Annotated in this window: 21 protein-coding genes; 17 read left to right on the top strand and 4 right to left on the bottom strand. The window is 49.2% G+C overall.

Features of this window, described 5'->3' with window-relative positions; genetic code table 11:
- The first annotated feature begins 11 nt into the window (after positions 1-11).
- From HMPREF1548_RS21655 to HMPREF1548_RS21585, 14 genes are all read left to right on the top strand, one after another.
- The gene (locus HMPREF1548_RS21655; protein WP_025488416.1) at positions 12-1,007 is read left to right on the top strand and encodes a rod shape-determining protein; all 996 of its coding nucleotides are present in this window, start codon (positions 12-14) and stop codon (positions 1,005-1,007) included.
- Positions 1,008-1,102: 95 nt separating this feature from the next.
- Positions 1,103-3,352 carry an SF1B family DNA helicase RecD2 gene (recD2, locus tag HMPREF1548_RS21650; RefSeq protein ID WP_021638732.1) on the top strand — a complete coding sequence of 750 codons (2,250 nt, stop codon included), beginning with the start codon at positions 1,103-1,105 and terminating at the stop codon, positions 3,350-3,352.
- A 9-nt stretch (positions 3,353-3,361) separates the two neighbouring features.
- Entirely contained in the window at positions 3,362-4,090 is a 729-nt protein-coding gene (locus tag HMPREF1548_RS21645; protein WP_021638731.1) for a ComF family protein, read from the top strand.
- Between the two features lie 2 nt (positions 4,091-4,092).
- Positions 4,093-4,497 (top strand): hypothetical protein, encoded by a 405-nt coding sequence (locus HMPREF1548_RS21640; protein ID WP_021638730.1) that lies wholly within the window; start codon positions 4,093-4,095, stop codon positions 4,495-4,497.
- A gap of 56 nt (positions 4,498-4,553) precedes the next feature.
- Positions 4,554-5,534, top strand: a complete 981-nt coding sequence (locus HMPREF1548_RS21635) for a hypothetical protein (RefSeq protein WP_021638729.1) — start codon at positions 4,554-4,556, stop codon at positions 5,532-5,534.
- Positions 5,535-5,549: 15 nt separating this feature from the next.
- Positions 5,550-6,419, top strand: a complete 870-nt coding sequence (cdaA, locus tag HMPREF1548_RS21630) for a diadenylate cyclase CdaA (RefSeq protein WP_021638728.1) — start codon at positions 5,550-5,552, stop codon at positions 6,417-6,419.
- Positions 6,403-7,719 (top strand): CdaR family protein, encoded by a 1,317-nt coding sequence (locus tag HMPREF1548_RS21625; RefSeq protein ID WP_021638727.1) that lies wholly within the window; start codon positions 6,403-6,405, stop codon positions 7,717-7,719. Before cdaA ends, HMPREF1548_RS21625 begins: the two co-directional genes overlap by 17 nt.
- A gap of 111 nt (positions 7,720-7,830) precedes the next feature.
- Positions 7,831-9,180, top strand: coding sequence for a phosphoglucosamine mutase (glmM, locus tag HMPREF1548_RS21620; protein WP_021638726.1), 1,350 nt, complete (start codon positions 7,831-7,833; stop codon positions 9,178-9,180).
- Between the two features lie 42 nt (positions 9,181-9,222).
- Positions 9,223-9,570: an HPr family phosphocarrier protein gene (locus HMPREF1548_RS21615; RefSeq protein ID WP_021638725.1), complete on the top strand. Its 348-nt coding sequence runs from the start codon at positions 9,223-9,225 to the stop codon at positions 9,568-9,570.
- Positions 9,571-9,743: 173 nt separating this feature from the next.
- Positions 9,744-11,420, top strand: a complete 1,677-nt coding sequence (gene leuA / locus HMPREF1548_RS21610) for a 2-isopropylmalate synthase (RefSeq protein WP_021638724.1) — start codon at positions 9,744-9,746, stop codon at positions 11,418-11,420.
- 331 nt (positions 11,421-11,751) lie between these two features.
- Positions 11,752-14,100, top strand: a complete 2,349-nt coding sequence (locus HMPREF1548_RS21600) for an AraC family transcriptional regulator (protein WP_021638722.1) — start codon at positions 11,752-11,754, stop codon at positions 14,098-14,100.
- A 346-nt stretch (positions 14,101-14,446) separates the two neighbouring features.
- A complete protein-coding gene (locus HMPREF1548_RS21595; protein WP_025488423.1) occupies positions 14,447-15,418 on the top strand; it encodes an ABC transporter permease in 972 nt (323 codons plus the stop codon).
- A gap of 15 nt (positions 15,419-15,433) precedes the next feature.
- The gene (locus HMPREF1548_RS21590; protein ID WP_021638719.1) at positions 15,434-16,354 is read left to right on the top strand and encodes a carbohydrate ABC transporter permease; all 921 of its coding nucleotides are present in this window, start codon (positions 15,434-15,436) and stop codon (positions 16,352-16,354) included.
- Positions 16,355-16,431: 77 nt separating this feature from the next.
- Entirely contained in the window at positions 16,432-18,126 is a 1,695-nt protein-coding gene (locus HMPREF1548_RS21585; protein WP_021638718.1) for an extracellular solute-binding protein, read from the top strand.
- A gap of 337 nt (positions 18,127-18,463) precedes the next feature.
- On the opposite strand, the gene HMPREF1548_RS21580 is transcribed toward HMPREF1548_RS21585, so the two are convergent.
- Positions 18,464-19,630, bottom strand: coding sequence for a DUF3048 domain-containing protein (locus HMPREF1548_RS21580; RefSeq protein WP_021638717.1), 1,167 nt, complete (start codon positions 19,628-19,630; stop codon positions 18,464-18,466).
- A 302-nt stretch (positions 19,631-19,932) separates the two neighbouring features.
- Here HMPREF1548_RS21580 and HMPREF1548_RS30670 point away from each other — a divergent pair, with 302 nt between their 5' ends.
- From HMPREF1548_RS30670 to rfbD, 3 genes are all read left to right on the top strand, one after another.
- Entirely contained in the window at positions 19,933-20,112 is a 180-nt protein-coding gene (locus tag HMPREF1548_RS30670) for a response regulator (protein ID WP_021638715.1), read from the top strand.
- A 19-nt stretch (positions 20,113-20,131) separates the two neighbouring features.
- Entirely contained in the window at positions 20,132-21,580 is a 1,449-nt protein-coding gene (locus tag HMPREF1548_RS21570; protein WP_021638714.1) for an alpha-L-fucosidase, read from the top strand.
- 216 nt (positions 21,581-21,796) lie between these two features.
- Positions 21,797-22,696 carry a dTDP-4-dehydrorhamnose reductase gene (gene rfbD / locus HMPREF1548_RS21565; protein WP_502690642.1) on the top strand — a complete coding sequence of 300 codons (900 nt, stop codon included), beginning with the start codon at positions 21,797-21,799 and terminating at the stop codon, positions 22,694-22,696.
- 89 nt (positions 22,697-22,785) lie between these two features.
- Here the strand turns inward: rfbD and HMPREF1548_RS21560 are convergent, their stop codons facing one another.
- The 3 genes from HMPREF1548_RS21560 to HMPREF1548_RS30280 all read right to left on the bottom strand — a co-directional run.
- Positions 22,786-24,708 (bottom strand): DUF6020 family protein, encoded by a 1,923-nt coding sequence (locus HMPREF1548_RS21560; RefSeq protein ID WP_035323358.1) that lies wholly within the window; start codon positions 24,706-24,708, stop codon positions 22,786-22,788.
- A 97-nt stretch (positions 24,709-24,805) separates the two neighbouring features.
- Positions 24,806-25,642: a helix-turn-helix transcriptional regulator gene (locus HMPREF1548_RS21555; RefSeq protein WP_162162442.1), complete on the bottom strand. Its 837-nt coding sequence runs from the start codon at positions 25,640-25,642 to the stop codon at positions 24,806-24,808.
- Positions 25,643-25,738: 96 nt separating this feature from the next.
- On the bottom strand, positions 25,739-25,920 hold a 182-nt coding region (locus HMPREF1548_RS30280), incomplete at its 5' end, for a hypothetical protein (RefSeq protein WP_207644065.1).

Genomic DNA, 25,920 nt, shown 5'->3' with positions numbered 1-25,920 from the left:
TGGAGGAAATTATGCAGTATACAGATATTGGAATTGACCTGGGTACCGCCAGTATTTTAGTGTATATCAGAGGAAAGGGCGTTGTTCTGAAAGAGCCCAGCGTAGTAGCGTTTGACAGAGATACGAATAAAATCAAGGCCATCGGCGAGGATGCCAGGCTGATGCTTGGACGTACACCCGGCAATATTGTTGCGGTAAGGCCGCTTCGCCAGGGTGTTATTTCCGATTATACAGTTACTGAAAAGATGCTGAAGCATTTTATCCAGAAGGCGCTTGGCAGGAAGACCTTCAGAAAGCCCAGGATTGCAGTCTGTGTTCCCAGCGGTGTAACAGAGGTTGAGAAGAAGGCTGTTGAGGATGCAACCTATCAGGCAGGTGCACGCGAGGTTTCCATTATAGAGGAGCCGATTGCGGCAGCCATTGGTGCAGGCATCGATATTTCCCGTCCCTGCGGTAATATGATTGTGGATATCGGCGGCGGTACTTCAGATATCGCTGTAATTTCTCTGGGCGGTACGGTAGTAAGCGCCTCTATTAAGATTGCCGGTGATGATTTTGACGAGTCACTGGTACGCTATATGCGTAAAAAACATAACCTTCTGATTGGCGAAAGAACCGCAGAGGATATCAAGATAAAGATTGGTTCTGCCTATAAGCGTCCCGAACCTGATTTTATGGATGTCAGGGGACGTAACCTGGTAACCGGCCTTCCCAAAACAGTGAAGGTTTCCTCCGAGGAAACGGAGGAAGCCCTCAGGGAGCCTACCCTGCAGATCGTGGAAGCCATCCACAGCGTGCTGGAGAGAACTCCTCCGGAGCTGGCTGCGGATATCGCGGATCGCGGAATCGTGCTTACCGGCGGCGGCAGCCTTCTGCGCGGGCTGGAGGAGCTGATTTCCGACAGGACGGGAATCAACACCATGACCGCAGAGGATCCCATGACGGCAGTGGCAATCGGCACAGGTAAATATGTGGAATTCCTGGTAGGATATAAGGACGAAATTTAAGCAGTATTTGACAAGGTATAGATTCAGGGCTACTCCGTCGGGGTAGCCCTTTTGACACCCGGTCTGATTAGAACAGAGATGTTAGGAGTTTACCGGTGGAAAAAATATCAGGTTACGTGGAACATATTATATACAGAAATACCGGAAACGGTTATTCGGTTTTTGAGCTGGTGGCCGAAGGCGAAGAGGTTACCTGCGTAGGCACCTTCCGCGCCCTGGATGAGGGCGAAAATCTGGAGCTGACAGGCGGCTATGTGGAGCATGCGGTATACGGAAGCCAGTTCAAGGTGGAAAGCTATGAGGCTGTGGCCCCTGAGGATGAAAGCAGCATCGAACGCTATCTGGGATCCGGCGCCATCAAGGGGATCGGCCCGTCTCTGGCGGCCCGTATTGTAAAAAAATTCGGTAAGGATACCTTCCGTATCATAGAACAGGAACCGGAGCGGCTGGCTGAAATCAAAGGGATCAGTGAACGGAAGGCCATGGAAATCAGCACCCTGATGGAAGAAAAGAAGGGTATGCGGGAGGCCATGATTTACCTGCAGAAATTCGGCATTTCCAATACGCTTGCCATTAAAATATATAATACCTATGGCATGGAGGTTTATGGAGTACTGGAGGAAAATCCTTATCGCCTGGCGGAGGACATAGAAGGCATCGGCTTTAAAAGAGCGGATGAGCTGGCGGCAAGAATAGGCATCCACACGGATTCGGATTTCCGTATCAGGAGCGGCATTCTGTATACCCTGCAACTGGCGGCCATGGACGGGCATACCTTCCTTCCCTATCAGGAGCTGACTGCAAAAGCGGCAGCGCTTCTGGGGCTGCAGGAGGACTATGTAAGCATCCAGATTCCCAACCTGGCCATGGATAAAAAAATCATGGTGAAGCAGGACGGAGAAAATAAATCGGTGTATGCCTCCTCATTTTATTATGCGGAGCTTGCCTGTGCGCGTATGCTGCAGGAGCTGAATGTAAGCATGGTTTTCGGCGGGGAGCTGCTTCCCTCTGAAGAAGAGAAGATGCTTGCGGAGATAGAAAAGCTGGCCCGCAGACTGGGCATTGAACTGGAGGAGCTGCAGCAGCAGGCGGTTCTGGAAAGCATTAAGCATGGTATTTTTATCCTTTCAGGAGGGCCGGGAACGGGAAAAACAACCACGATCAATACTATGATCCGTTATTTTGAGGCAGAGGGGCTGGATATCCTTCTGGCAGCGCCTACCGGCAGGGCGGCAAAGCGGATGACGGAAGCCACCGGCTATGAAGCGCGCACCATTCACCGTCTGCTTGAGCTCAACGGCGCCATGCTGGAGGAGGAGAACCGATACGGTAAGAATGCCCGTTTTGAGAAAAATGAGGAAAATCCACTGGAAGCGGATGTGGTCATTGTGGATGAGATGTCCATGGTGGATATTCATTTGTTCCAGTCGCTTCTGCGTGCAGTTACGCCGGGAACCAGGCTGATTCTGGTGGGGGATGTGAACCAGCTGCCGTCTGTGGGACCGGGACAGGTGCTCCGTGATTTGATAGACAGCGGTAGCTTTTCCGTAGTTGAGCTGAAAAAGATTTTCCGCCAGGCCGGGGAAAGCGATATCGTGGTCAACGCCCATAAAATCAATAATGGCCAGGAGATTCCGCTGGATAATAAAAGCAGGGATTTCTTTTTCCTGGAACGCAGCGATGTCCAGGTTATTTATAAGCATATGATTCTGCTGATTCAGGAAAAGCTTCCCAGATATGTGAAGTCCGGGCCTTTTGATATCCAGGTGCTGACGCCCATGCGTAAGGGAAATCTGGGAGTGGAGGCACTGAATCAGATTCTGCAGGCCTATCTGAACCCGAAGGACGCCTCCAAGAAGGAGTATCAGTCCGGTAGCACGCTGTTCCGGGAAGGGGACAAGGTGATGCAGACGAAAAACAATTATCAGCTGGAATGGGAAATCGTGAGTAAATACGGGATACCTGTGGATCATGGCGTGGGGATTTTCAATGGGGATATGGGAATCCTGAAGGAGATCGATGAATATGGGCAGACTGTAACGATTGAGTTTGATGAGCAAAGACGTGTTTCTTATGCCTTCGCCCAGCTGGAAGAGGTGGAGCTGGCGTATGCCATCACCATCCACAAGTCCCAGGGAAGCGAGTATCCGGCGGTTATCATGCCGCTGCTGGGCGGCCCGAGAATGCTTTTTAACCGGAATCTTCTTTACACGGGCGTGACCAGGGCGAGAAGCTGTGTGACGATCCTGGGAAGCAGGCAGGTGGTGCAGGATATGATCGCCAATGAAAGTGAGGCCAGGCGCTATACAAGCCTGGATGTGAGGATTAAGGAAGTCATGGCTTAAAGGAGCCTGATGAAGAAAAATGTATGGAGTACACTACCGCAAATGCTTTTGGATCTGGCATTCCCCAGACGCTGCCCCGTGTGTGACAGGCCTGTAAAGCCTTCCAACGCATATATCTGCAGTGAGTGCAGGGAGAAACTGGTTTACATAAAAGAACCAAGATGCCGGAAATGCGGAAAACAGCTTGAGAAAGCAGAAAACGAATATTGTTATGACTGCGGGTCTAAAAGGCATATATATGACAGAGGGGCCGCACTGTATTCCTATGGTAGTATAAGGCTGTCCCTGTACCGCCTGAAATACGGCGGAAGACAGGAATATGCAGTGTTTCTCGGGCAGGACATGGCCGGCCGGCTGGGGAGGGAAATACTGTCATGGAAGCCGGATGCGCTGGTACCTGTGCCGTTGCACCCCGCGAGGGAGAAAAAAAGAGGATATAACCAGGCGGCTCTGCTGGCGGCCGAACTGGGGAAACAGCTGGATATCCCGGTTCTTACGGGCTTCGTGGAAAGAACCCGGAATACAAGGCCGCAGAAGGAGCTGGAGGGTGCAAAGCGTCAAAATAATTTGAAAAAAGCTTTTAAAATAGTACAGAATGATGTAAAATTAAATACGATTGTAATTATAGACGACATATACACTACCGGCAGCACCATTGACGCGGTGGCACAGGCCTGCAGGGAAGCAGGTGTGAAGCATGTGTATTTTGCAGCACTGGCAATTGGCAGAGGAATGTAGGTATGATTAATAAGGATAAAGTGGCGGTTATGACGAAGATGGCCGCATATGAGGCGGGTGACGGCAGGAAGAATCTGGCCGTCTGCAGTTATTTCAGAGGTGACTATGTCGGCTTCCAGATGCTGAAGACCTGGATTGCAGTGACTATTGCATTCTGTATCCTCTTCGCTGTTTATCTTGTTTATGAGATGGATAGCCTGATGACGGATTTTTACAGCATTGATCTGCTGGGGCTTGGGAAAAAGTTCGGCTTTGCCTATCTGGCGCTCTGCGGAGTGTATCTGCTGGCGGCCTTTGTGATCAGCCAGAGAAGATACGGCCTTGCCCTGAGAGCAACGGTTAAATTTGACAAAGAGCTGGATCTGCTTTCGGGCGGTGAGGATGACGGCTTTGAGGAAGAGGAATAAGGGAGTGGGCCCCTGTTGCCCGGGGCGGCTGCCATGAATTCTTGAGAGGGACATTTATGACAACATCATTACTTGTAGTAAGAGAATATATCAGGAACTTTTATGTAAAATATGAGGAATATATAGTGCCGGTGCTGAAATTTCTCCTGGCGCTCGTTTCCATGCTGATGATTAACAGCCAGCTGGGATTCATGAGCCAGCTGGATAATGCGGCGGCGGTGCTGGTGGTGGCTCTGATTTGCTCCTTTATGCCCAAGAACTTTATTCTGTTCGTCGCGGCGGGATTTGTAACGCTTCATCTTTATGAAGTATCCCTGGAATGTGCGGCTGCCGCGCTGGTCGTATTTTTACTGATGTTTCTTTTGTACTTCCGTTTTTCCCCGGGAAGCGCGGTCCTTGTTATCGTGACTCCCATGCTGTTTGCGTTTAAGATCCCTTATGCGGCTCCTCTTGTGGCCGGTCTGCTGGGCAATCCCTTTGCCGCAGTTACCGTAGCCTGCGGGGTGATCGTATATTATCTGATTACCTATATGAATGTCAATGCCTCCATACTGGGTTCTTCGGAGGCAGAATCCGTAATCCAGAGGTTCCGTGATATTTTTGACGGCATTTTCGGAAACAGGGCCATGCTGATTATTATTGCCGCTTTTGCGGTGACGGTGATTATGGTTTATCTGATCAGGAAGCTTTCCGTGGATTATGCGTGGACGATTGCCATTGTCGCAGGGGCTTTACTGGATATCGTAATCCTGATGGTGGGGGATTTGATTTATGACGCCAATTTTTCCATCGGAGGTGTAATCCTTGGAAGCATCGCAGCGATGGCTGCGGCGTTTGTCGTACAGTTTTTCAGGTTCAATCTGGACTATTCCCGGACGGAAAAGGTGCAGTTTGAGGATGACGAGTATTATTATTATGTAAAGGCGGTGCCCAAAATGACGGTGGCCACGCCTGAGAAAAAAGTGAAAAAGATTACCACGCAGCGTAACAGCAGAAATGCCAGACATACGCATTCGAGAGACACTGCGCGGAAATAGCGGGTTTGGGTGGATATGGAACTGATTAAGACCTTTGCAGACAAATATTTTGCACATGTACCATCTCTGAGGATAACGGATATTGTGGAGATACTCATCATCTCCTTTCTCGTTTACCACATCATGGTATGGATAAAGAATACAAAAGCCTGGGCGCTTTTCAAGGGCGTTGTGCTGATTATGGTATTTATCATACTTGCGGCCGTTTTTGAGATGAATACCATTCTGTGGATAGCCAGGAATGTGGTTATGTATGGTGCGGTTGCATTGGTCGTGGTGCTGCAGCCGGAGCTGCGTAAGGCGCTGGAGCAGCTGGGAAAAAAGGAATTTCTGGCATCCCTGCTGCCTTTTGAAATCGGAAAGACAGAACAGGGCCTTTTTTCCGATAAGACGGTCCATGAAATCGCAAAGGCCTGTGTGGAGATGGGCAAGGTCAAAACCGGCGCCCTCATTGTTGTCCAGCAGAACGATCCCCTGACGGAGTATGAAAGAACAGGAATCGAAGTGGACGGCATCATTACCAGCCAGCTGTTGATTAATATTTTTGAACACAACACACCGCTTCACGACGGTGCTGTTATTGTACGCGGAGATCGGATTACCTCCGCAACCTGTTACCTTCCGTTGTCAGATAATATGTCATTGAGCAAGGATTTGGGAACGCGTCACAGAGCTGGCGTGGGTATCTCGGAGGTAACGGATTCCATGACCGTAATTGTTTCCGAAGAAACGGGCAAAATAAGCGTGGCATACAGCGGTGTGCTTTACCGCGGCCTGTCTTCTGCAGAACTGGAGGAGCAGCTGAAGAAAATACAGAATAAACCGGTGGAGGAGAAGGAACACAGGCTCTGGAAAGGATGGCCGAAGAATGAAAAAAACAAATAAGCTTTGGAATAATCTTGGCCTGAAAATTATGGCGGTGATATTTTCCATTCTGCTGTGGCTTGTGGCTGTCAATATCAATGACCCGGTGGAACGGAAGGTTTTCCGGGATGTGAGGGTCGAGACAAGGAATACGAATCTTCTGACAGATGAAAATAAACTTTACAAGGTGCTTGATGATACGGATACGGTTACAGTGACGGTCCGTGCCAGCCGTTCTGTCCTGGAGAATATCAATGTGAGTGACATTACGGCGACTGCTGATTTTTCAGAGCTGTCCTTTACCAACACAGTGCCGATCAGGCTGTCTGTAAATAAATATATTGACAAACAGATAGAGGATATCAGCGGAAGCGTAGACAGCATGAAGCTGGAGGTTGAAGATAAGAAGGAAAAACAGTTTGTAATAGAAATAGTACAGACAGGAGAGCCTGCGGATGGTTTTATCGTGGGTAAGGTTACCACAACCGACGGAAATGCCATGAAGATTTCAGGGCCTGAATCAGTGGTGGAAAAAGTTAAAAAAGCGGTGGTAGAGGCTGATGTCAGCGATTTGACGGACAGCATAAATATTACGGAAAAAATCAGGCTGCTGGATGCACAGGGCAAGGAAGTAACGGACAGCAGCATTACCAGAAGCGTGAATACCTCCAAGGTTTCCATAACAATACTGGAGACGAAAACCGTACCTGTCAGCCTGTCTGCAACAGGAGAACCGGCGGCCGGTTATGTGGCTACGGGTGAAGTGAGCTGTGCCCCTGAAACTGTGACGATTGCAGGTAAGAGCAGTGTGGTGAAGGATATTTCCGAAATCGTTATTCCTGCGGATGAGTTGGATCTGACAGGCGCTACGGCGGATGTTACAAGGCTGATTGATGTAAGGAATTATCTTCCTGAGGGAACAACCCTGACTAATACGAATGGGGAAGAATTCAATGGTAAGGTAGCTGTTACTGTGAAGATAGAGCCTCTTGTGGATATCACCAGAGAGGTGGCTGCTTCCAGAATCCAGATTCAGAATGTGCCGGAGGGCTATACCGTCACTTTGGACGAGGGCAGCCGTGTATCCCTGAGGCTCAGGGGACTGCAGGTGAATCTGGATCAGGTAAATATGGATAATCTGGCGGGTTCTATTGATATTGCCGCGTGGATGCAGAAAACGGATCAGACGGAACTGGCCGAAGGAAGTGCAGAGGCGGAGGTAACGTTTACCCTGCCTCCGGGAGTGACGCAGACAGCGCCGGCGAAGGCCCGCCTGAATATACAGAAGACAGCTGAAGCAGAGGGAGAGGGCGGCGAATAAGCCGGAAGCCTGCTGTTTCCGAGAATGCGGCTGTAGATTAATAAATGAAGCTGCAGCCGGGGACAGATAGATTAGATTACAGCCGTTGTTAAGGCAGAATGAGAGGAAAATATGGCTAGATTATTTGGTACTGACGGCGTGCGCGGCGTTGCAAATGAAGAACTGACACCGCTTCTTGCCATGCAGCTTGGCCAGGCAGGCGCGACCGTACTGACAAAGGAAAATGAACACAGGCCCACCATCATGGTAGGCTGCGATACCCGTATTTCAGGAGATATGCTTGCCAATGCACTGATGGCGGGAATCTGCAGCGTAGGCGCGAATGCCGTTTATGTAGGGGTCATTCCCACGCCGGCGGTAGCGTATCTTACCAAGAAGTACAAGGTGGAAGCGGGCGTGGTGATATCCGCGTCCCATAATCCCGTGGAATTTAACGGGATCAAGTTTTTTGACGGAAACGGCTATAAGCTGCCTGACAGTCTGGAGGATGAAATCGAGGACCTTATCCGCAATGGGATGCAGGGAGTGGAGCTGCCTACCGGATCCAGAGTAGGGAAAATCAAATACCGGACGGATGCCAGGGAAGAATATATCAATCACGCGATTCAGTCAGTGCCGGTGAATTTATCGGAGCTGAAAATTGTTGTTGACTGTGCGGAGGGCGCTTCCTACTACACTTCCGTAGAAGCACTCAGGGAGCTGGGGGCCAATGTGGTTCCCATACACAATATGCCTGATGGAACGAACATCAATGCCAACTGCGGATCCACTCATATGGAAGAGCTGCAGGCCAGAGTTGTTTACGAAAAGGCTCATGTAGGCCTGGCTTTTGACGGGGATGCCGACAGGCTTCTTGCGGTGGACGAAAACGGCACAATTATCGACGGCGACCAGATTATGGCTATTGTGGGCACCCATATGAGAGATCAGGGCAAGCTGAAAAAGGACACCATTGTTGCTACCGTAATGAGTAATCTTGGCTTCTTTAAAATGGGAGAAAGAGAACATCTGCAGATGGAACAGACTAAGGTGGGCGACCGTTATGTGCTGGAGCGCATGCGTGAAATCGGAGCCAGCCTGGGCGGAGAGCAGTCGGGCCATGTGATTTTCCTGGATGAGAATACCACCGGGGACGGCCTGTTAAGCGCGCTGCACCTTCTGGAGGTAATGGTGGATACCGGGAAGCCTCTTTCCGAGCTGGCAAAGGTGATGACCGTTATGCCGCAGGCGCTTGTGAATGCGAAGGTGCCCAACCACAAGAAAGAGAAATATATGGAATACCCTGAAATTGCCGGGGCAATTGATGAGCTTAACCGTAAGTTCGCAGGAGAGGGAAGGGTGCTTATCAGGCCCTCCGGAACGGAACCTAAGGTCCGCGTGATGATTGAAGGCAAGGATCAGAGGATGATTGAGGAAGAGGCGCATAAGCTGGCAGATTTGATTCAGAATATTATGCTTTGACGCTGAAGGGTAAAAACTGCCATAAAACGCGGGGCAAAGCCCTTGAGAAGTAAGCAGAATGATGATATACTTAATGCAGGCAGGGAGTACTTTCCCTGCAGGGCAGAAGAAACAGGAGGTATTTTCATGGTAAGCCAGAAGGTTGTTATAAAGAATCCTACAGGGCTGCATCTAAGACCGGCAGGCATCCTGTGTAAAGAAGCGATGCAGTTTAAATCGCTGATTACGTTTACGTTCCGAGACAGTACGGCGAATGCCAAAAGTGTTCTCAGCGTACTTGGTGCATGTGTGAAGTGTGGTGATGAGATAGAGCTTACCTGTGAGGGTGAAGATGAAGAAGAGGCTTTGAAGGCTTTGGTCAATGCGATCGAAAGCGGTCTCGGTGAATGATAGATAGGTTAATCAGCCCAACTCAAATGCTCCGGTAGCCAGAGAGGGCTGATTTTTTGTGCTATTATTAGTTGAGTGTTTCGCTGCATAATTTCTGCATAATTATACAGTAAGAAACCGGGAGCCGGACGGGAAAGCCTCTGACGGTTCTGTTTTTGTACAGGAGGTAGCGTATGCTGAATTATAAGAGATACCGGAAGAATCCGGTAATTGATTACCCGGAAAGAGAATGGCCGGGGAAGGAGATTGAGAAGGCACCGGTGTGGTGCAGCGTTGACCTGCGGGATGGAAACCAGGCGCTGATCGATCCCATGATTGTGGAAGAAAAAATTGAGATGTTCCAGTACCTGGTAAAGCTGGGCTTTAAGGAGATCGAAATCGGCTTTCCGGCTGCGAGCCAGATAGAGTTCGATTTTCTGCGTCAGCTGGTAGACCGTAAGCTGATACCGGATGACGTGCGGGTACAGGTGCTGACCCAGTGCAGGGAAGAGCTGATTGACCGCACCTTTGAATCCATTGAAGGCTGTAAACAGGCGGTTGTACATATTTACAATTCCACCTCCACCCTGCAGAGGGACGTGGTATTCCATGCTTCCCGGGAAGAAATAATTGCTATCGCGGTGAAGGGCACCAAAATGGTGAAGGAACGCGCCGAAAAGTTCCCGGGTAAAATTATTCTTGAATATTCCCCGGAGAGCTTCACGGGAACGGAGCTGGATTTTGCGCTGGAAATCTGTACGGCAGTCCAGGATACCTGGGGGCCTACGAAGGAAGAGCCTATGATCATAAATCTTCCTTCCACCGTGGAGATGAATACACCCAATGTTTATGCGGATCAGATTGAATGGATGAACCGGCATTTCAAAAACAGGGAAACTATCGTGCTCAGCGTACATCCCCACAATGACCGGGGAACCGGCGTGGCAAGCTCGGAGCTGGCGCTTCTGGCCGGAGCGGAAAGAGTGGAGGGAACTCTTTTTGGAAACGGAGAGCGTACCGGAAATGTGGATCTGCTGACCATCGCTTATAATATGTTCTCTCAGGGAATCGATCCACAGCTGAATATTGAGCACATTAATGAAATTATCGAGATATATGAAAGATGCTGCAAGATGCCCATCGATGCCAGACACCCCTATGCAGGCAAGCTGGTATTCACCGCATTTTCAGGTTCCCACCAGGATGCCATTAATAAGGGCGTACAGGCGATGAAGGAAAGGAACAGCCAGATTTGGCAGGTACCTTATCTGCCGATCGATCCTTCCGATATCGGACGGGAATATGAGCCGATTGTCCGCATTAATTCCCAGTCCGGGAAGGGCGGCGTTGCCTTCATTATGGATACTTATTTCGGCTTTAAGCTGCCGAAGGCCATGCATAAGGAATTTGCGAATGTGATTCAGAAGATTTCCGAGAAGCAGGGCGAGGTATCACCGGATGAAATCATGGAATCCTTCCGTGCCGAGTATCTGGATAAGAAAGAACCCATTCATTTCCGCAGGCTGAAGATTGATGATCTGACCGGGGAAACGAATTCGGAGTTTGATACCAGGGTGACCGTGGAGTATACGGATCACGGGGAGACGAAGCAGTATACCGCTGTGGGCAACGGCCCTATTGATGCCGTGCAGAGGGGGCTGCAGATGGAGCTGGGCGTGCGGATTAAGGTGCTTGATTACGAAGAGCATGCGCTGCAGAGCGGATCCAATTCCCAGGCAGCGGCTTATATCCATCTTCTGGATGCGGACAGCGGCCGGGTTACCTACGGCGTGGGTGTAAGCTCCAATATTACAAGAGCCTCCGTGAGGGCTATTTTCTCCGCAGTCAACAGACTGGGATTAGGAGAATAATTAACAAAATAATAAACAGAATAAGAAGCAGGATAAAAAGAAGGATAATTATAATTGCAGCGGTCCAGGCTGGGCTGCCGCAATGAATGTCCGCCGCGCTGTGAATGCGTCAGCTTTTCCGTTGGAAAGAGGCTGCCGATTTACAGTGCGGCGGTATTTTTTATCCCAAGGAATGAGGCTGGCGGCAGTTTGGCAGCGTTTTCCTACGCTGTCAGGGCTGTCAATGTTGGCGGTTGTTCGGAGACGGAGCATATGTTAAAATGGTAACAGCAGTTTTTGTTTTAACAAAAAGGCCGGTAATGAATAGGCATCGTACTGCAGGGGGTAAGGTATGAAACGTTTTTCTTTGTTCTGGCAGATTTTCATAATGATTTTTTGTGTCCTGATCATTCCCACTTCTTTGTTTTCCTATTATGCCATGGATCGTGTATCGAAATACTCGGAGGAAAGTATTGGGGTATCCAAGGTAGATAACCTGGAATCTCTCAGCAAGGCGACGGAAATGGTTCTGAACAGCTTTTCCAGGAATGTAATACAGTTTGCCAACAGCGCCTCGTACAGGAATTTGGGGGAAATCAATTCCTATCAAATCCTGAATTCCGATTTTGAGATGGTGAAAACGGCCTGGGAAGCGCAGTCCTATCTGAACAGGCTGTTCGGTACGGAAAAAATGGTGCAGTCCTGCTTTTATATCAGCGAGGACAGCGATTATGTAATCTCCACAGATAAAGGGATCTGCCGGGCGGATAACTATTCCCCCCTGGACTGGCTTGAGGAGGAGACCAGTGAGAAGCCGGGGCTTTCTGGAAAATGGGTGGCGAGGAATCTGTATACCACTCAGGAGACTGAGGAAGGAAAGAGCAACCGGAACCAGGTTGCTGTGCTCTCTTATGTATATTCCATTAACCCGCTGATTTCAGCCAAAGGGGGCACGATTGTCTGTAATATTTATTTGTCGAAGCTCAGTGATTTCCTGAATCCATCCAGGCAGGCCCAGGGGATCTGCTATGTCCTGGATGAAAATAATAATGTGATCTGCCATCCTGATAAGGCGTTGTTTTCATCCGGAGATGAGGAGCGTAAAATCATGGAAGGGATTTCGGCTATGAAGCTGGAAAAGGGGCATTTCGGCTATGAAGAGGCGGACGGACGCTATTTATGCGCTTTTAAAAGGTCAAGCTTCAACAACTGGACCTATGTGGCAACCTACAATCAGGAGGAGGTAATGAGGCAGGCCAAGGAAATTTCCTACAGCGCCGTACTGATGATTATCCTGGCCGTGGCAGTGGAAACGATTCTGGTGCTGCTTATATCCTACCGGATATTTAAGCCCTTCCGTATGCTTTTCAACAGTGTAAAGGAAAACATGACGGAGAAAATGGCCGGTAAAATGACGGATAAAGAAGCGCCGAGAAATGAAATATATTATCTGAACGATGTATTTGAAAAGATGAAGTTCGAAGAAAGCCAGATCCACGATATCCTGGAAAAAAGGAATTCTGACGCCCAGAGGCTCCACCTGCGCGAAATGCTTACCGGGACGCTGGAATCCAGCGAGAAAAAGGAAAACCTGGAGAAGCTGTTCCCTTATGAGCATTTCATGGTGCTTCTGGCAAGCGTGGACGGGGGAAGCGATCTGCTGCGAAAATATAATTCTGACGAGCGTATGTATTATTTCCTGCAAATAGAGGATCTTTTCAATAAGAACCTGAACCAGGAGGGATATGCGGCCAGGGCCATGCGCTTCCGTTCCACCACCTGTGCGGTGGTCCTGAACATCAAAACCTATGATCAGCGTAAAGTGGCGTCCTTTATAACCGGACGCATGGGAATTTTTAAGGAGGAACTCAAAAAAATTCTGGATTATACGATGACTATCGGCGTCAGCTCTGTGCATGCGGATATTGATGATTTGAATGAATGCCTGGCGGAGGCCACGGCGGCGATGAAGCACAGGATTATAGCGGGCAAGGATCAAATCATCTTCTGGAATGACCGGATAAATGAGAGCCAGAGATACTATTATCCCTATGACAGTGAGAATAAAATCATCAACTACCTGCGACTGAAGAAAATGGATGCCATTGATCAGGAGCTGGAGCGCATCAGGGAGCAGATAGTGGCCATAGAGGATATTTCCTATGATAATGTGGTGCTTATTTACCAGCAGCTGATTGGGGCGATTATCAAGGCGCTTGTGGAAGAAAAGGTGAAGATATCCCGTTTCCTGGGTAATGGGAGAAAGGCTTATACGGCAATTGCGGAAAAGGATACCATAGAGGAGATAGAAGCCTTTCTGAAGGAATTTATTCAGACCATACTGACCTATCTGGAGCAGAGCGATGAACAGAAAGAGGATATGAAGCTGTATGACCGGATCACCTCCTATCTGGACGGGCATTATAAGGAAGATATTGATTTTGAGGAGGCCGCCGCCAATATGGGCATCAGCTATTCCTATATGCGCCGCGTGATGAAGGAGGATGGGGATATCAGTATTGTGGATTACGTGAACCGCCTGAGAATCAAGGAAGCAAAAAGGCTGCTCCAGACAACGGAGCTGAAAACCCAGGAGATTGCAGAGCAGGTGGGCTACCACAATGTACAGAGCCTGAACCGGTTTTTCAAAAAATACGAGGGCACAACCCCGAATGCGGTAAGAAGCCTGGACAAAAAGTAGATGGAATTTTATTGATAAAGGCCATGTTTCATCAAAATGATGGTGGAATATGGCTTTTTTAATTGCTTCATATACAAAATGCTGTATGGTTTTTGATTTTGACTTTTAAAAATGACACAAAATTAGGCATAAATCAGGCTGAAAATGAAAGCAGAGTAATTATAAAAAGAAAATTAAAAAAGTATAAACTCTGGAAAAGCCCATATTTTCAGGCTTTTTTTAAACACTCAAAATTGATTCCGGCTATCAAAAATGATAATTTACAAAATTTTGTATGACGGATATACTGAGGGCAAGAAAACGGCAGACGAAATGTCGTTGCGGAAGGGAAGGAAGGGAAATTATTATGAGTGCTGTAAAGAAAGCAGTGGCAACTGATAATAAGATGACAGTGAAAAATGCCAGGAAGAAACAGCGAAGCTTTGCATCCTGTTTTAAACGGGACTGGCAGCTATATTCATTACTGTTAATACCACTTGCGTTTTGTATCATTTTCAAATATGTTCCTATGGGATGGCTGCAAATCGCTTTTAAGGACTGGAAAATAAAGGATGGCTTTTTCGGAGGTGAATGGGTCGGGCTGGAGATATTCTCCAAGGTGTTCCATCACAGAAACTTCTTAAAGTCACTGAGGAACACGCTTCTGTTAAATGTACTGGATTTGGTGGTAAGCTTCCCGATGCCGATTATCCTGGCCTTGCTGCTGAATGAAATCAGGAGCCTGAAATTTAAAAAGGTTACGCAGACATTATTATATCTGCCTCACTTCCTTTCATGGGTTATCATCGGCGGCCTTGCTTACCAGCTCCTTTCCGTAAATACAGGTGTGGTAAACGCGCTGATTCAGGGCCTGGGAGGCACGCCGGTCAACTTCCTCCAGGAAAACGCAAGCTGGCTTGTCACTTACATTATAGTAGGGGCCTGGCAGTCCATGGGATGGGGAACCATCATTTATCTGGCCTCCATCACCTCGGTAAATCCGGAGCTGTACGAAGCGGCCAGGGTGGACGGGGCAAACAGATGGCAGCAGATGCTGCATGTAACGCTTCCCTGTATCCGGAGTACCATTGTTGTCCTTCTGATTATGCAGCTGGGCAAGATTATGGGAGGTTCCTTTGAACGTATCATGGCGCTGATGAATTACGCGGCTACGGAATATACCACAACCATTCCGGTACTGGTATATCAATGGGGTATCCAGGATATGAAGTTCAGTCAGTCTACAGCTTTAGGGCTGTTCCAGTCGGTAATCGGACTGTTGCTGGTTCTTGCCTCGGATTTCATTGCGAAACGAATGGGCGAGAACGGCCTGGTATAAGGAGGAGTTGAAAAAATGGCGGAACAGTTAAAAGTAAAAAGAAAAAAAACATGGAATAAATCAAGGGTCTGCACCCTGATTGCCAACATTCTTATCTATACATTTGTGGCGGTTGTCAGCCTCAGCTGCGTGCTTCCGTATATCCATGTCATTGCCAAATCGCTCAGCTCGGAGAGCTTTGTCATTGCCAAAAAGGTTTTCCTGCTTCCCAAAGGCTTTACTATGGAAGCATACGTTAAGGTTTTTCATGATAATTCCTTTATTGTATCCTTTTTTGTAACGGTTATCATGACGGTCCTTTTCACCCTGTTAGGTATGGTAATCACCCTGTGCGCCGCGTATCCTCTTTCCAGAAAGGAGCTGCGGGGCAGAAGAATCATCAACTTTTTCTTCATCTTTACCATGTATTTTGCAGGCGGGATGATTCCTGACTACATATTGATTAACAAGCTGGGAATGCTGGAGAAAATGTCCGCGCTGGTTCTGCCGCTGGCCTTCAGCGCGTATAACCTGGTCATTATGAAGAACTCGCTGGAATCCAGTATCCCGGACAGCCTGGTGGAATCGGCAGTTATCGACGGCGCGAATCATTATACGATTCTTGGGAAAATTATTATCCCGCTGTCCAAACCGATTCTGGCAACCCTGACCCTGTTTTATGCGGTAGGGCGCTGGAATACATACAGTGACGCGATGTTTTATATCAAACAGAATGTGTCCTTAAGGCCCCTGCAGCTGAAGCTGTACTATCTGATTGTGGCCGCTACGGAAAGTATCCAGGGCTCCGTCAATGATGTGAATATGTCCACCATAACGGATCCGGAAATACTGAAGGCAGCCTGTATCGTATTTGCAACAATTCCTATTATCTGTGTCTATCCTTTTGTACAGAAGTATTTCGTACAGGGCACCATGATCGGCGCGGTAAAGGGATAATGCACTCTAATGCACCCATTAACTATGGCAGTTCCCGCGAAAGCGGATGAATGTAAAACAATTTAGGAGGTAGTAAAATGAAAAAAGCTTTACAGAAAATCGTTACTGCTGGTCTGATTTCCGCAATGGCAATCGGCACCCTTGCAGGATGCGGCAGCTCTAATGAGACCGCTTCAACACCGTCACAGCCCGCTGAATCCAAGGCTGAAGCGTCCACGGAAGCGGCAGCGGAGTCCACAGAGGCAGGCGATACGGCAGCCGCCGGAGAATTTACGGATTATTCCGCCGGATTCCCGGAGACTGTAACACTCCAGGTTCCCGTATATGAAAGAGGCTGGGAAGGCTGGAATCCCACGGACAACTACTGGACCAAATGGATTCAGGAAAATTTCGGCGACAAATATAATGTAAACGTAGAATTTGTTTCCATCGGCCGCTCTACCGAGGTACAGGACTTTACACAGCTTCTGTCCGCAGGAAGCGCTCCCACTTTTATTTTCCACTATGATTATCCCAATATCCTGGCATACTATTCCCAGGGCGCATACCAGGAACTGAATGCGGATGAAATCGCTTATTACGCTCCCACCTTCTGGGGAACCATGGGAGAAACCATCCAGGACTACGGCGTAATCGACGGCAAGCTGATGGTAGTTATGGGCAACAGGACAGAGCTGGTATCCTCCAACTGGGGTACTCTGGTACGTAAGGACTGGATGGACGCGCTGGGAATCGATATGCCCACCAACCTTGACGAATACAACGACATGCTGATGAAATTCAAGGAAGCCGGCTATGGCTATGCATCCGCCCCGCTGCTTGCAAAATCCTTCAACTTTGACTACAACTTCAGAGGCTGGCCGTATGACGAAGAAGGCAGAGCTCTTAACTCCGACCTGGCAGTTGCTTCCTTTACCTGGGAGCCTACCAAGGCTTATCTGAAAAACCTGAATTATCAGTACCAGAACGGTCTGGTTGACCCTGACTTCTATCTGGATACCGACGGAAACCAGTCCAAATCCAACTTTGTTGCAGGCAAGGCAGCAACCTATGCATGCTACATCAATGCAGGAACCCAGGAAAACGTAATCGATCCGCTGCTTGAGCAGAACCCGGATGCTGAAATCGTGATTCTTGACCCTGCTGCAGAAGTACCCGCAGGCGACAAGCCCCAGGGACGTAAATACTGGCCTTTCGGCATGATTTATGGTATTAATGCAGACGCTACCGACGAAGAAAGAATTGCAGCCTGGATGTATATCGAATGGATGAGCCAGGAAGACGTAATCGATACCCTGCAGAACGGCTTTGAAGGCAAGAACTACGAAGTAAATGAAGAAGGCGTTAAGGTTCCTACCGGCTACACAGGAGAAGAGAAGCTGTCCAATAACGACAACGGCGACTACTGGTGCATGGTAAATGCCAACAAGCAGTATGCAACCGAAGAAGAATGGAGAAAATCCATCATCTACGTAAATGCCCCCGTAGGCTATGAATACCTCATTGAAGATATCCTTTCCTACAATGACAAATATGATGAATACCGTACACCGGATACCTGCTTCACAGTACCGATTGAAACACTGGCTGAGTACTCCTCCGACCTTGCTGAGCTGTGGAAAGAATCCTATGTACAGATTGTTACCAAGGCAGCCACAGAGGAAGATTTCGAATCCATGTATGAGCAGATGAGCCAGCAGTACCTGGATGCAGGCTATCAGGAAATCCTGGATGAGAAGAAAGCGGCATATGATGCCGGAGAATTCCACTAATCCGCTGCGAGGTATAAGCTGCGAAATTACTTATAATAAATTACCTGTAATATAAGTACAGAGTCCGGCTTTTGATACAGAACGCGCCTGCAGGCGCGGTAAGATAAAAGAATGCCGCTTCAGAAATTTCTGAAGCGGCACTTTTTATTCCCGCAAGCAACGAGCCAAGTAGCCATGCTTGCATGGATATTTGGCGACTGCCGCGAGGGTCAAATACCCCGCTGCTCTGCAGCGCTGCAAGTTTGATACCCCGTTGCTTGCAGCGGGGTCTTTGATTGGAGTAAGGCGGAACCGCAGGGCGGGTCCGCCGCTGCCTTTGCTGCATGGCAGGACAGTTTTATTCGTCGTAGCCAAAGGTATCTCCGTCTTTTACAATACAAATCATGGTCTTTCCGGTGTTCAGCTCAATTTCATTGCCGTTGTCATCATAGAACTTTGTCGGTTCGTAATCCGCCGTCTTTTTCCAGTTGACATGGATGCCTCTGCCGTTGGTGAAATAATAGCCGTCACGTTTGGTGTCATGTACCTGGAAGGAAAGATAACCGTTCTCATCCCTTACTTCCTGATAAGCGAACTGGATCAAGACATTTTTGAAGGCCAGCTGCTTGTTATCGAATCTGGCATCCACATGGGGCTTGCCGTATTCGAAGCGGTAGTAAAGCCCGTCTTCTGCATTGTATTCGAAAGAAGTTTTGGAAACGGTGTAGGTCTTTGCCATATCAATCTTGCTTGCAGAAAATGAATTCTGGTATTGCTCCAGGGTGTTGGGGCTGGATTCGGGAGCAAACTTAAAGTGATCCGGTTTGTAATAATCTTCCCGGTAGGTTTTGGAGATTCCCAGCTTGTCCATGGCCTCATTTGCCCCTTTGGCGCTCAGGTAAGCATTCTGGGGAGCCTTCCTGTCGGAGGTACGGTAATAGGCATTGCCGTATACGCCCTTTTTCCCGGTGCCGCCGTAATTGGCGCCGGTGACGTTGTTGGTGCTCTTCTGCTCAATGACAGGCGCAATATAAAAAGGACCGCCAAAATGGAAATAAACGGCATCCCATTCAAAAGACCAATATACAAAATAATCACGGCAGCTTCTTACATTGCCGATCCGATCCATGTCGTCCCGGTCCCAATCCTTGAAAACAGCCATAAGACGGGTGATCCTGGCTTCTACGGGACATTCGTACAGGATGTCCGCCCTGGAAAGGCTGTAATGGGGCAGCGCTGTAGAATCATTGGGAACCATCACTGCAATGGGACGCTGGTCTGCAATGTCTCCTGAAATCCATTCATTTGTCAGCGTGCTTCTCACCATTCCTTCTTCGGGAGGAACTTCCTCATTGGCTTCTTGCGTTGCCGTTTCGCTTTCTGTTTCCACGGGGACGCTTTCCGGTGTTTCCTGAACCGCGGCTGAAGTCGTTTCTTCCGCAGGCGATTCTTCCTTCTTCCCGCAGCCAAAAAGGAGCGCGGCGCAGGAGATGCCTGCCAGGAGTAATACGCTCAGTTTTTTCATTGTAAATCCTCACTTTCCTCACGATTTTTCTCAGGTAAAGAACGGCGCCCTGCGTGAAGGCGCCGTTTTCTGCCCGGACCTCTGTAAAAGAGGGCCGGTGTAAACTCATAAACCCTAATTGCCATTATAGTCAAAAAGGGAGGGCTTGTCACTATGCTTTAATGAAAATTAAGGAATTGACTGGCCTGCCTTTTTCGTACGGAAATGTGCCTTCTCAAGGATTTCCATTTTTGGTATACTTTACAAGGATGGGTAAAAAAATAAAGGGTTGATAGCAATTTTGTACAAAGAAAAGAGGAAAAATGTATAGGGTATTATTTGCGGAGGATGAACTGCTTGTAAGGCTGGGCCTGAAAAATTCTATCAGGTGGGCCGATTATGAAATGGAAGTGGTGGGGGAGGCGGACAATGGGATTACGGTTCAGGTATCGGAATGTTTCCTGAATTGTTATCCGTATTGTTATCCGCCGGAATGGATTTGAAAAAGGAGGAGGAAAAAAGATGGACACGAAAGAGCTGTACCCCGGTTATGGGGAGGATGTGAGGCTTACCCGCGTGGTGCCCGCGCCGAGGCAGATTGCACATCAGGAGCTGGAATATTTCGGCTTCATTCATTTTACGGTCAATACCTTTACGGGAAGGGAATGGGGGAACGGGGAGGAATCCCCCGCCATTTTCAATCCGGAGAAGCTGGATGCAGGGCAGTGGGTGGAAACGGCGGTCAGGGGAGGAATGACGGGCCTGATTCTCACCTGTAAGCATCATGACGGCTTCTGCCTGTGGCCCAGTGCATATACGGAGCACAGCATTAAAAATTCTCCCTATAAAGGGGGAAAAGGTGACATCGTAAGGGAGCTTTCCGACGCCTGCCGGGAAGCGGGGCTGAAATTCGGCGTTTATTTGTCTCCCTGGGACAGAAACCAGGAAACCTATGGTACGGGTAAGCCCTATGATGACTATTATGTAAATCAGCTTACGGAGCTTCTTACCAATTACGGGGAAGTATTTACCGTTTGGCTGGACGGCGCCTGCGGAGAGGGGCAGAACGGCAAAAAACAGGTGTATGACTGGGAACGCTATTATGAGGTGGTGCGCCGGCTGCAGCCGGAAGCCAATATTTTCGGCTGCGGGCCGGACGTAAGATGGTGCGGCAATGAGGCCGGGGACACCAGGCCAAGCGAATGGAGCGTGGTGGCCGCAGAGCTGGCGGATGCGGAGAAGGTAGCCTCCGAAAGCCAGCAGGAGGACAGTGAGGAATTCCGGCAGAAAAAGCTGGTCAGCACGGATATGGATCTGGGCAGCAGAGCTGTCCTGAAGAATAAAAAGAATCTGATCTGGTATCCTGCGGAGGTGGATGTATCCATCCGCCCCGGCTGGTTTTATCATGAGGAAGAAAACGATAAGGTGAGATCCTTTGAAAACCTGAAGGAAATCTATTTAAAATCCGTGGGCGGTAACTGTACGCTGCTGCTGAACATCCCTCCGGATACGGACGGACTGATCCGGGAGGAGGACCGAAGGAGCCTGTTTATGCTGGGGGATTTCATCCGGGAGTCCTTTGGCAGGAATCTGGCGGAGGAAGCGGTACTTACCGTAAAGCCGGAGAGAGACCGGGATGGGAAGGACGGAAGCGTTCTTCTTAAGAAGGGTGAGGAAACCTGGTTCGGCAATCCGGATGGCCTGCGTGAGCTGGAGGTGGAGTTTACCTGGGCAGAGGAGCGCCGCCTTAATTATCTGGTGGTGCAGGAGGCGATCCGGTTCAGCCAGCGCGTGGAGCAGTTTGAAGTATACTGCCTGGATGGACAGGGCTGCTGGAAGCAGATCGAAAAAGGGACGACCGTGGGATATAAGCGGATTGTGCCGCTGCATGGGGCGGCAACGAAGGGGCTTAAGCTTGTGATCACGGACGCGCGGGTGGCGCCTGTCCTGGCATTTACGGGCGTTTATTAAAGAGCGGATTCTGATGGGGCATTCCGGCGTTATATATTCTGGCCTGACCGTGATAGTTCAATCGTCCGGATTGGGGATCCGCCGCGTCTGACCGCCTGTCCCATGCTTTCCTGAAAACATGCCGGAAAATTTTACTGAAAACATTCCTGAAAACAACCCTGTGGTAAAATCGCGGCCTTGGTGATATAATAAGAAAAAATGTAACCACGCAGGCAGATTTTCCCGTACTTTCAGGAAAACGGCTTCTGTCCGCGGAGAATTTGGAGGTTTTCGATGAAGAAAATAATTGTAACCGGATGCAACGGACAGCTGGGACGGGCTGTTAACCTTTTTTTTAAAGATGCGGCAGATATCAGCTTTGTGAACACGGATGTGGGAGAGCTGGACATTACTAATATTGATAAGGTAATGGAGCTGGCAAGGGAAGTAAAGCCCTATGCAATCATCAACTGCGCGGCCCATACGGGCGTGGATGCCTGTGAAACGGAATATGACAAGGCTTTTAAAATCAATGCCATCGGCCCCAGGAACCTGGCCATTGCGGCAAGGGAGACCGGCGCAAAGCTGATGCATATTTCCACGGACTATGTATTTGACGGAAAAGCGACAAAGCCCTATGTGGAGACGGATGCCACCAATCCCCATGGCGCTTACGGTTCCACCAAGCTGGCAGGCGAGAATTTTGTGAAGGATTTTGCGGACAGGTATTTTATTCTGAGGACGGCCTGGCTGTACGGCGATGGCAAGAATTTTGCCAAGACCATGCTCCGGCTTTCCGAAGATCATGATATGGTAACGGTGGTAGGGGATCAGTTCGGTTCCCCCACCAGCGCGGCTGAGCTGACCAAGGCCATTAATGCGCTGCTGTTTACGGAAAATTACGGAACCTTCCACGCAACCTGTGAAGGCTCCTGCAGCTGGGCTGAGTTTGCAAAGGAGGTATTCCGGCTGGCAGGTAAGGCAACGCAGGTAAAGGCGATTACCACCGAGGAATACGGCGCGGCCGCGCCCAGGCCGGCTTATTCCGTACTGGAGAACAGGATGTTCAAGCTGACCACGGACTTTATGTTTGCGGACTGGCATGATGCGATTGCGGAATATATTAAGACGCTGTAAAAGATATAAAGGATATGAGGGAAGCTGCGGTACTCGCAAACAGTACTGCAGCTTCTTTCATTTCGTGATTTTCAGATGTCTGTAATTACTTATTTCTTTGGAACGGAGATTTTTTGGAACGGAGATTTTTTCCTGCTGTTTTCTTTTCGGTCCGCTTTTTTGGCATTGGCTCCCGGTAGGGGGCCGGCGATCTCAAGCCCCGCATGTATCAGCAGCGGCATGGACAGAATGAGCGAATAGGCATATCTTACGTCGGACGCCACCGGTGTTGCGGCGCACAGCGTAAGAAGGATGGCAAAGAACGGCAGGTACAGAATCCAATTCTCCTTTTTCCCATTTAACAGACAGTTGGCAAACAGGAACACAGCCGCCCAGGTAAATGCGCCGATGCTGTAAAGCAGTCCGTAGAGCGGGAAAATAGTATACAGCTTGGAAAGGATCTCCACAATTTTCGTCACAGCCTGACCGCGCAGCACAGGCTGCCAGGACAGGCCCAGTTCATTGGGGGAAATCCCTTCATTAGTAAGAAGGCCCGGCGCATCCGGGAACCAGTAGCCCTTCGTCTGATCCACAAAAGCATTCCAGTAATCCAGCGGATATTTAAGCCCCAGCTGCACCCAGAGCCTGAGATACTCGCCCTTATGCGCCTCCAGATATTCCGGATGCCCATACTGGATCAGCGCCTTCACCGGATCGGAAAGCTCCGGCTGATAATAATCCGCAATTGCCGAATACTCCACGGTTTTTCCCAGCAGCTCCTTCTGTTCCCCGGACAGCTCCCTTCCTTCATAAACCACCCGCGCTATCTGCTGGGCCGGAATAGAGAGCGATTCGGAAAACGCGGGCTGCGCCACATCAAAGGCCTCCATGACAGGCCCTTTTACCAGGAACACAACAGCCAGTACCAAAACCTGCAAAGGTAAGATTATCTTCCAATGCCTTCGGAAAGCATATACCAGAAAAGGCATGGAAAACACAAAGGCATACAGCCCGTTAGAGCGCATCAGGCACACCAGGACGCCGCTTATGCCGAACAAAACAAGCAGCCCGGGCCTCTCTCCAAACCTGCGCCCCTCACAGCAGAGCGGCAGCAGCTGGTAAACGCTCAGTACGAACAGAAGAAACAGCCCGGAAAAAAGAATATCCTTCCACATGGTCACCGCAAAAATCCCGTTATAAGGCACCAGGGCATAAAAAAGCAGGAAACAGAAGCACAGCTTTTTCCCCGCGCCGCGCCGGAACAGAACCTGCAGCCCGTAAGTAACGATCAGAGCCATGGCAATCATCTGAAAAACCGTATAACATGCAATCCCCGCATACACATCATGAAATACCGCATTCCCCAGGGAGGTAAACAGCTGAATCAGCAGCGTATGCACAAAAGGATGATGATTGCTGTACCCGATAAGCCCGCCCGCCTGGCTGAACTGGCTTAAGCTGTCGGGCGTCATGACCCCGGGAAAATCATAAAGGAACCAGGGAAACCAGCATGCCAGCAGAAGCAGGAAAATCAGCCAGAACGGCTGCCCTGAATTTTTCACTCCGTCCGCCTGCCCCGTCCCGGCTTTCTTCGCATTTCCCTCCACAATTCTCCGGATCCGCTCCGAACGCTTCTCCAGCAGCAAAAACAAAAACCCGCAGCCCCTGAAAAACAGCAAAAACAGCCCCGCCGCCGTCAGACCCAGATAAATCAGCCGGAACAGCCCGTTTTCCAATGTCCCGGTCAGTTCCCCATGTGCCGCAGCAACATAACAGAACGTATAAAAAATACCCAGGACCAACGCCGCTGTCCGCCGCTTCCCCGCGCTGCGCCCATGAACCAGCTTCTTCCCATCCTCAGAAAGCGCGCACTCCCTTTCCCTGCCGGCGGCATACTTGAAAAACTGGAAACACAACAGAAAAAGAACCAGAGTTATTATATTCGTAGTCGCAATTCCCCCAATATTCGCCAAAGCAAAAGCAGCCAGATAACCCTCCAGCAAAAAAGGAAGCCTTTCTTTCACACTATTCATACACAATCCTTTCCCGAATCCTAACCATGCCTTTGAAATCCCGCCGCCCTGTGCCCTCACGGCTGCAACTATTTTACCACGAATTCCTTTCCCCTGCCTACCATTTCCGGCGATATTCCAACGGCGTCATATTTTCCGCCTTTTTAAACACCTTAATAAAATACCCCGCGTCCGCAAACCCGCACAACAACGCAATTTCTTCAATAGAGCTGTCCGAAAAACGAAGCAGTGACTTGGCATGGGAAATCCGCCGCCCTGTCAAATCACTCCCAATCGTAATCCCATACTTCTTCTTATATTCCCTGGAAAGATGGTATTTACTAATAAAAAAAAGCCCCGACAGCTCCTCCAGCGATATTTTTTCCTGATAATGCTCCTCCAGGTATTTTCTCACCTGCATCAGCTTCGGAGAAAGCTCCCTTCCCTCCCCGGCCTCAGCCCTGTTTTCCAGAAAACAAAGCGTAATCAAATCCGTAAGATATTTATGTGCGCTCAGCTCCATCAAAGAAGGCTTCTCCTGCATCAAACCGAAAAGGTCGGTTAAACTATCCGTAAAGGCCGCGGCATTGGCCGGATGAAAAATCGACCCCCGATCCTGTTCCTGATAAGCCTTATAAAAATCATCCGCCCCATTCCCGTTAAAATGCACCCACATCAAAGTCCACGGGTGCTCCGCCGTACTTTCGTGGGCATACTGGTTCCGGCAGTTGATATACACACAATCCCCCGCCCGTATAAAATGCTTCTTCCCCCGGTAAGTCAGATATCCTTCCCCCTGAATTACCGTCAGAAAAAGATAAGAACTGATATTTTCCCTGGAGCTGATATGCGGCTCCATACTCGTCAGCGTCCCGATCTCCTGCACATAAAGATAATGCTGCCTCGCATAAGCAGAAGGCGTCGCCAACACACGATCCGACAAAGACTTCCCCATAACCATAAAACCTCCTTTTGGTGGGGGATATCTTTGAGGTGAGTATCGGTTTCCCGGGAAGTCACCCGGAAAACCGATACTCACCTCAAAGACCCACTACATTACACAGTCCGTAAGGTTAAAAAGATAAAAGACAAAAAAATAAGGACAAAAAAGCAAATGATAAAAAATTAAAGACCAAGGTACACTTTCGCTAAAGGAACTTTTTTCCATATTACTATCGATTGCTTTATTCTGCTGGGCTATTGAGAAGGAACTTGGCGCCCTGTGGCGGCGGG

It is taken from the genome of Clostridium sp. KLE 1755, from assembly GCF_000466465.2.
GTDB lineage: Bacteria > Bacillota > Clostridia > Lachnospirales > Lachnospiraceae > Eisenbergiella > Eisenbergiella porci.
The sequence above is the reverse complement of the archived record's forward strand: the minus strand, read 5'-3'. Positions and strand labels throughout refer to the sequence as shown.

Bases quoted from the DNA above. Each gene is read 5' to 3' on its own strand.
- HMPREF1548_RS21655 (WP_025488416.1), top strand. From the start codon at position 12: ATGCAGTATACAGATATTGGAATTGACCTGGGTACCGCCAGTATTTTA.
- HMPREF1548_RS21645 (WP_021638731.1), top strand. From the start codon at position 3,362: ATGAAGAAAAATGTATGGAGTACACTACCGCAAATGCTTTTGGATCTG.
- HMPREF1548_RS21640 (WP_021638730.1), top strand. From the start codon at position 4,093: ATGATTAATAAGGATAAAGTGGCGGTTATGACGAAGATGGCCGCATAT.
- HMPREF1548_RS21635 (WP_021638729.1), top strand. From the start codon at position 4,554: ATGACAACATCATTACTTGTAGTAAGAGAATATATCAGGAACTTTTAT.
- cdaA (WP_021638728.1), top strand. From the start codon at position 5,550: ATGGAACTGATTAAGACCTTTGCAGACAAATATTTTGCACATGTACCA.
- HMPREF1548_RS21625 (WP_021638727.1), top strand. From the start codon at position 6,403: ATGAAAAAAACAAATAAGCTTTGGAATAATCTTGGCCTGAAAATTATG.
- glmM (WP_021638726.1), top strand. From the start codon at position 7,831: ATGGCTAGATTATTTGGTACTGACGGCGTGCGCGGCGTTGCAAATGAA.
- leuA (WP_021638724.1), top strand. From the start codon at position 9,744: ATGCTGAATTATAAGAGATACCGGAAGAATCCGGTAATTGATTACCCG.
- HMPREF1548_RS21600 (WP_021638722.1), top strand. From the start codon at position 11,752: ATGAAACGTTTTTCTTTGTTCTGGCAGATTTTCATAATGATTTTTTGT.
- HMPREF1548_RS21595 (WP_025488423.1), top strand. From the start codon at position 14,447: ATGAGTGCTGTAAAGAAAGCAGTGGCAACTGATAATAAGATGACAGTG.
- HMPREF1548_RS21590 (WP_021638719.1), top strand. From the start codon at position 15,434: ATGGCGGAACAGTTAAAAGTAAAAAGAAAAAAAACATGGAATAAATCA.
- HMPREF1548_RS21585 (WP_021638718.1), top strand. From the start codon at position 16,432: ATGAAAAAAGCTTTACAGAAAATCGTTACTGCTGGTCTGATTTCCGCA.
- HMPREF1548_RS21580 (WP_021638717.1), bottom strand. From the start codon at position 19,630: ATGAAAAAACTGAGCGTATTACTCCTGGCAGGCATCTCCTGCGCCGCG.
- HMPREF1548_RS30670 (WP_021638715.1), top strand. From the start codon at position 19,933: ATGTATAGGGTATTATTTGCGGAGGATGAACTGCTTGTAAGGCTGGGC.
- HMPREF1548_RS21570 (WP_021638714.1), top strand. From the start codon at position 20,132: ATGGACACGAAAGAGCTGTACCCCGGTTATGGGGAGGATGTGAGGCTT.
- HMPREF1548_RS21560 (WP_035323358.1), bottom strand. From the start codon at position 24,708: ATGAATAGTGTGAAAGAAAGGCTTCCTTTTTTGCTGGAGGGTTATCTG.
- HMPREF1548_RS21555 (WP_162162442.1), bottom strand. From the start codon at position 25,642: ATGGGGAAGTCTTTGTCGGATCGTGTGTTGGCGACGCCTTCTGCTTAT.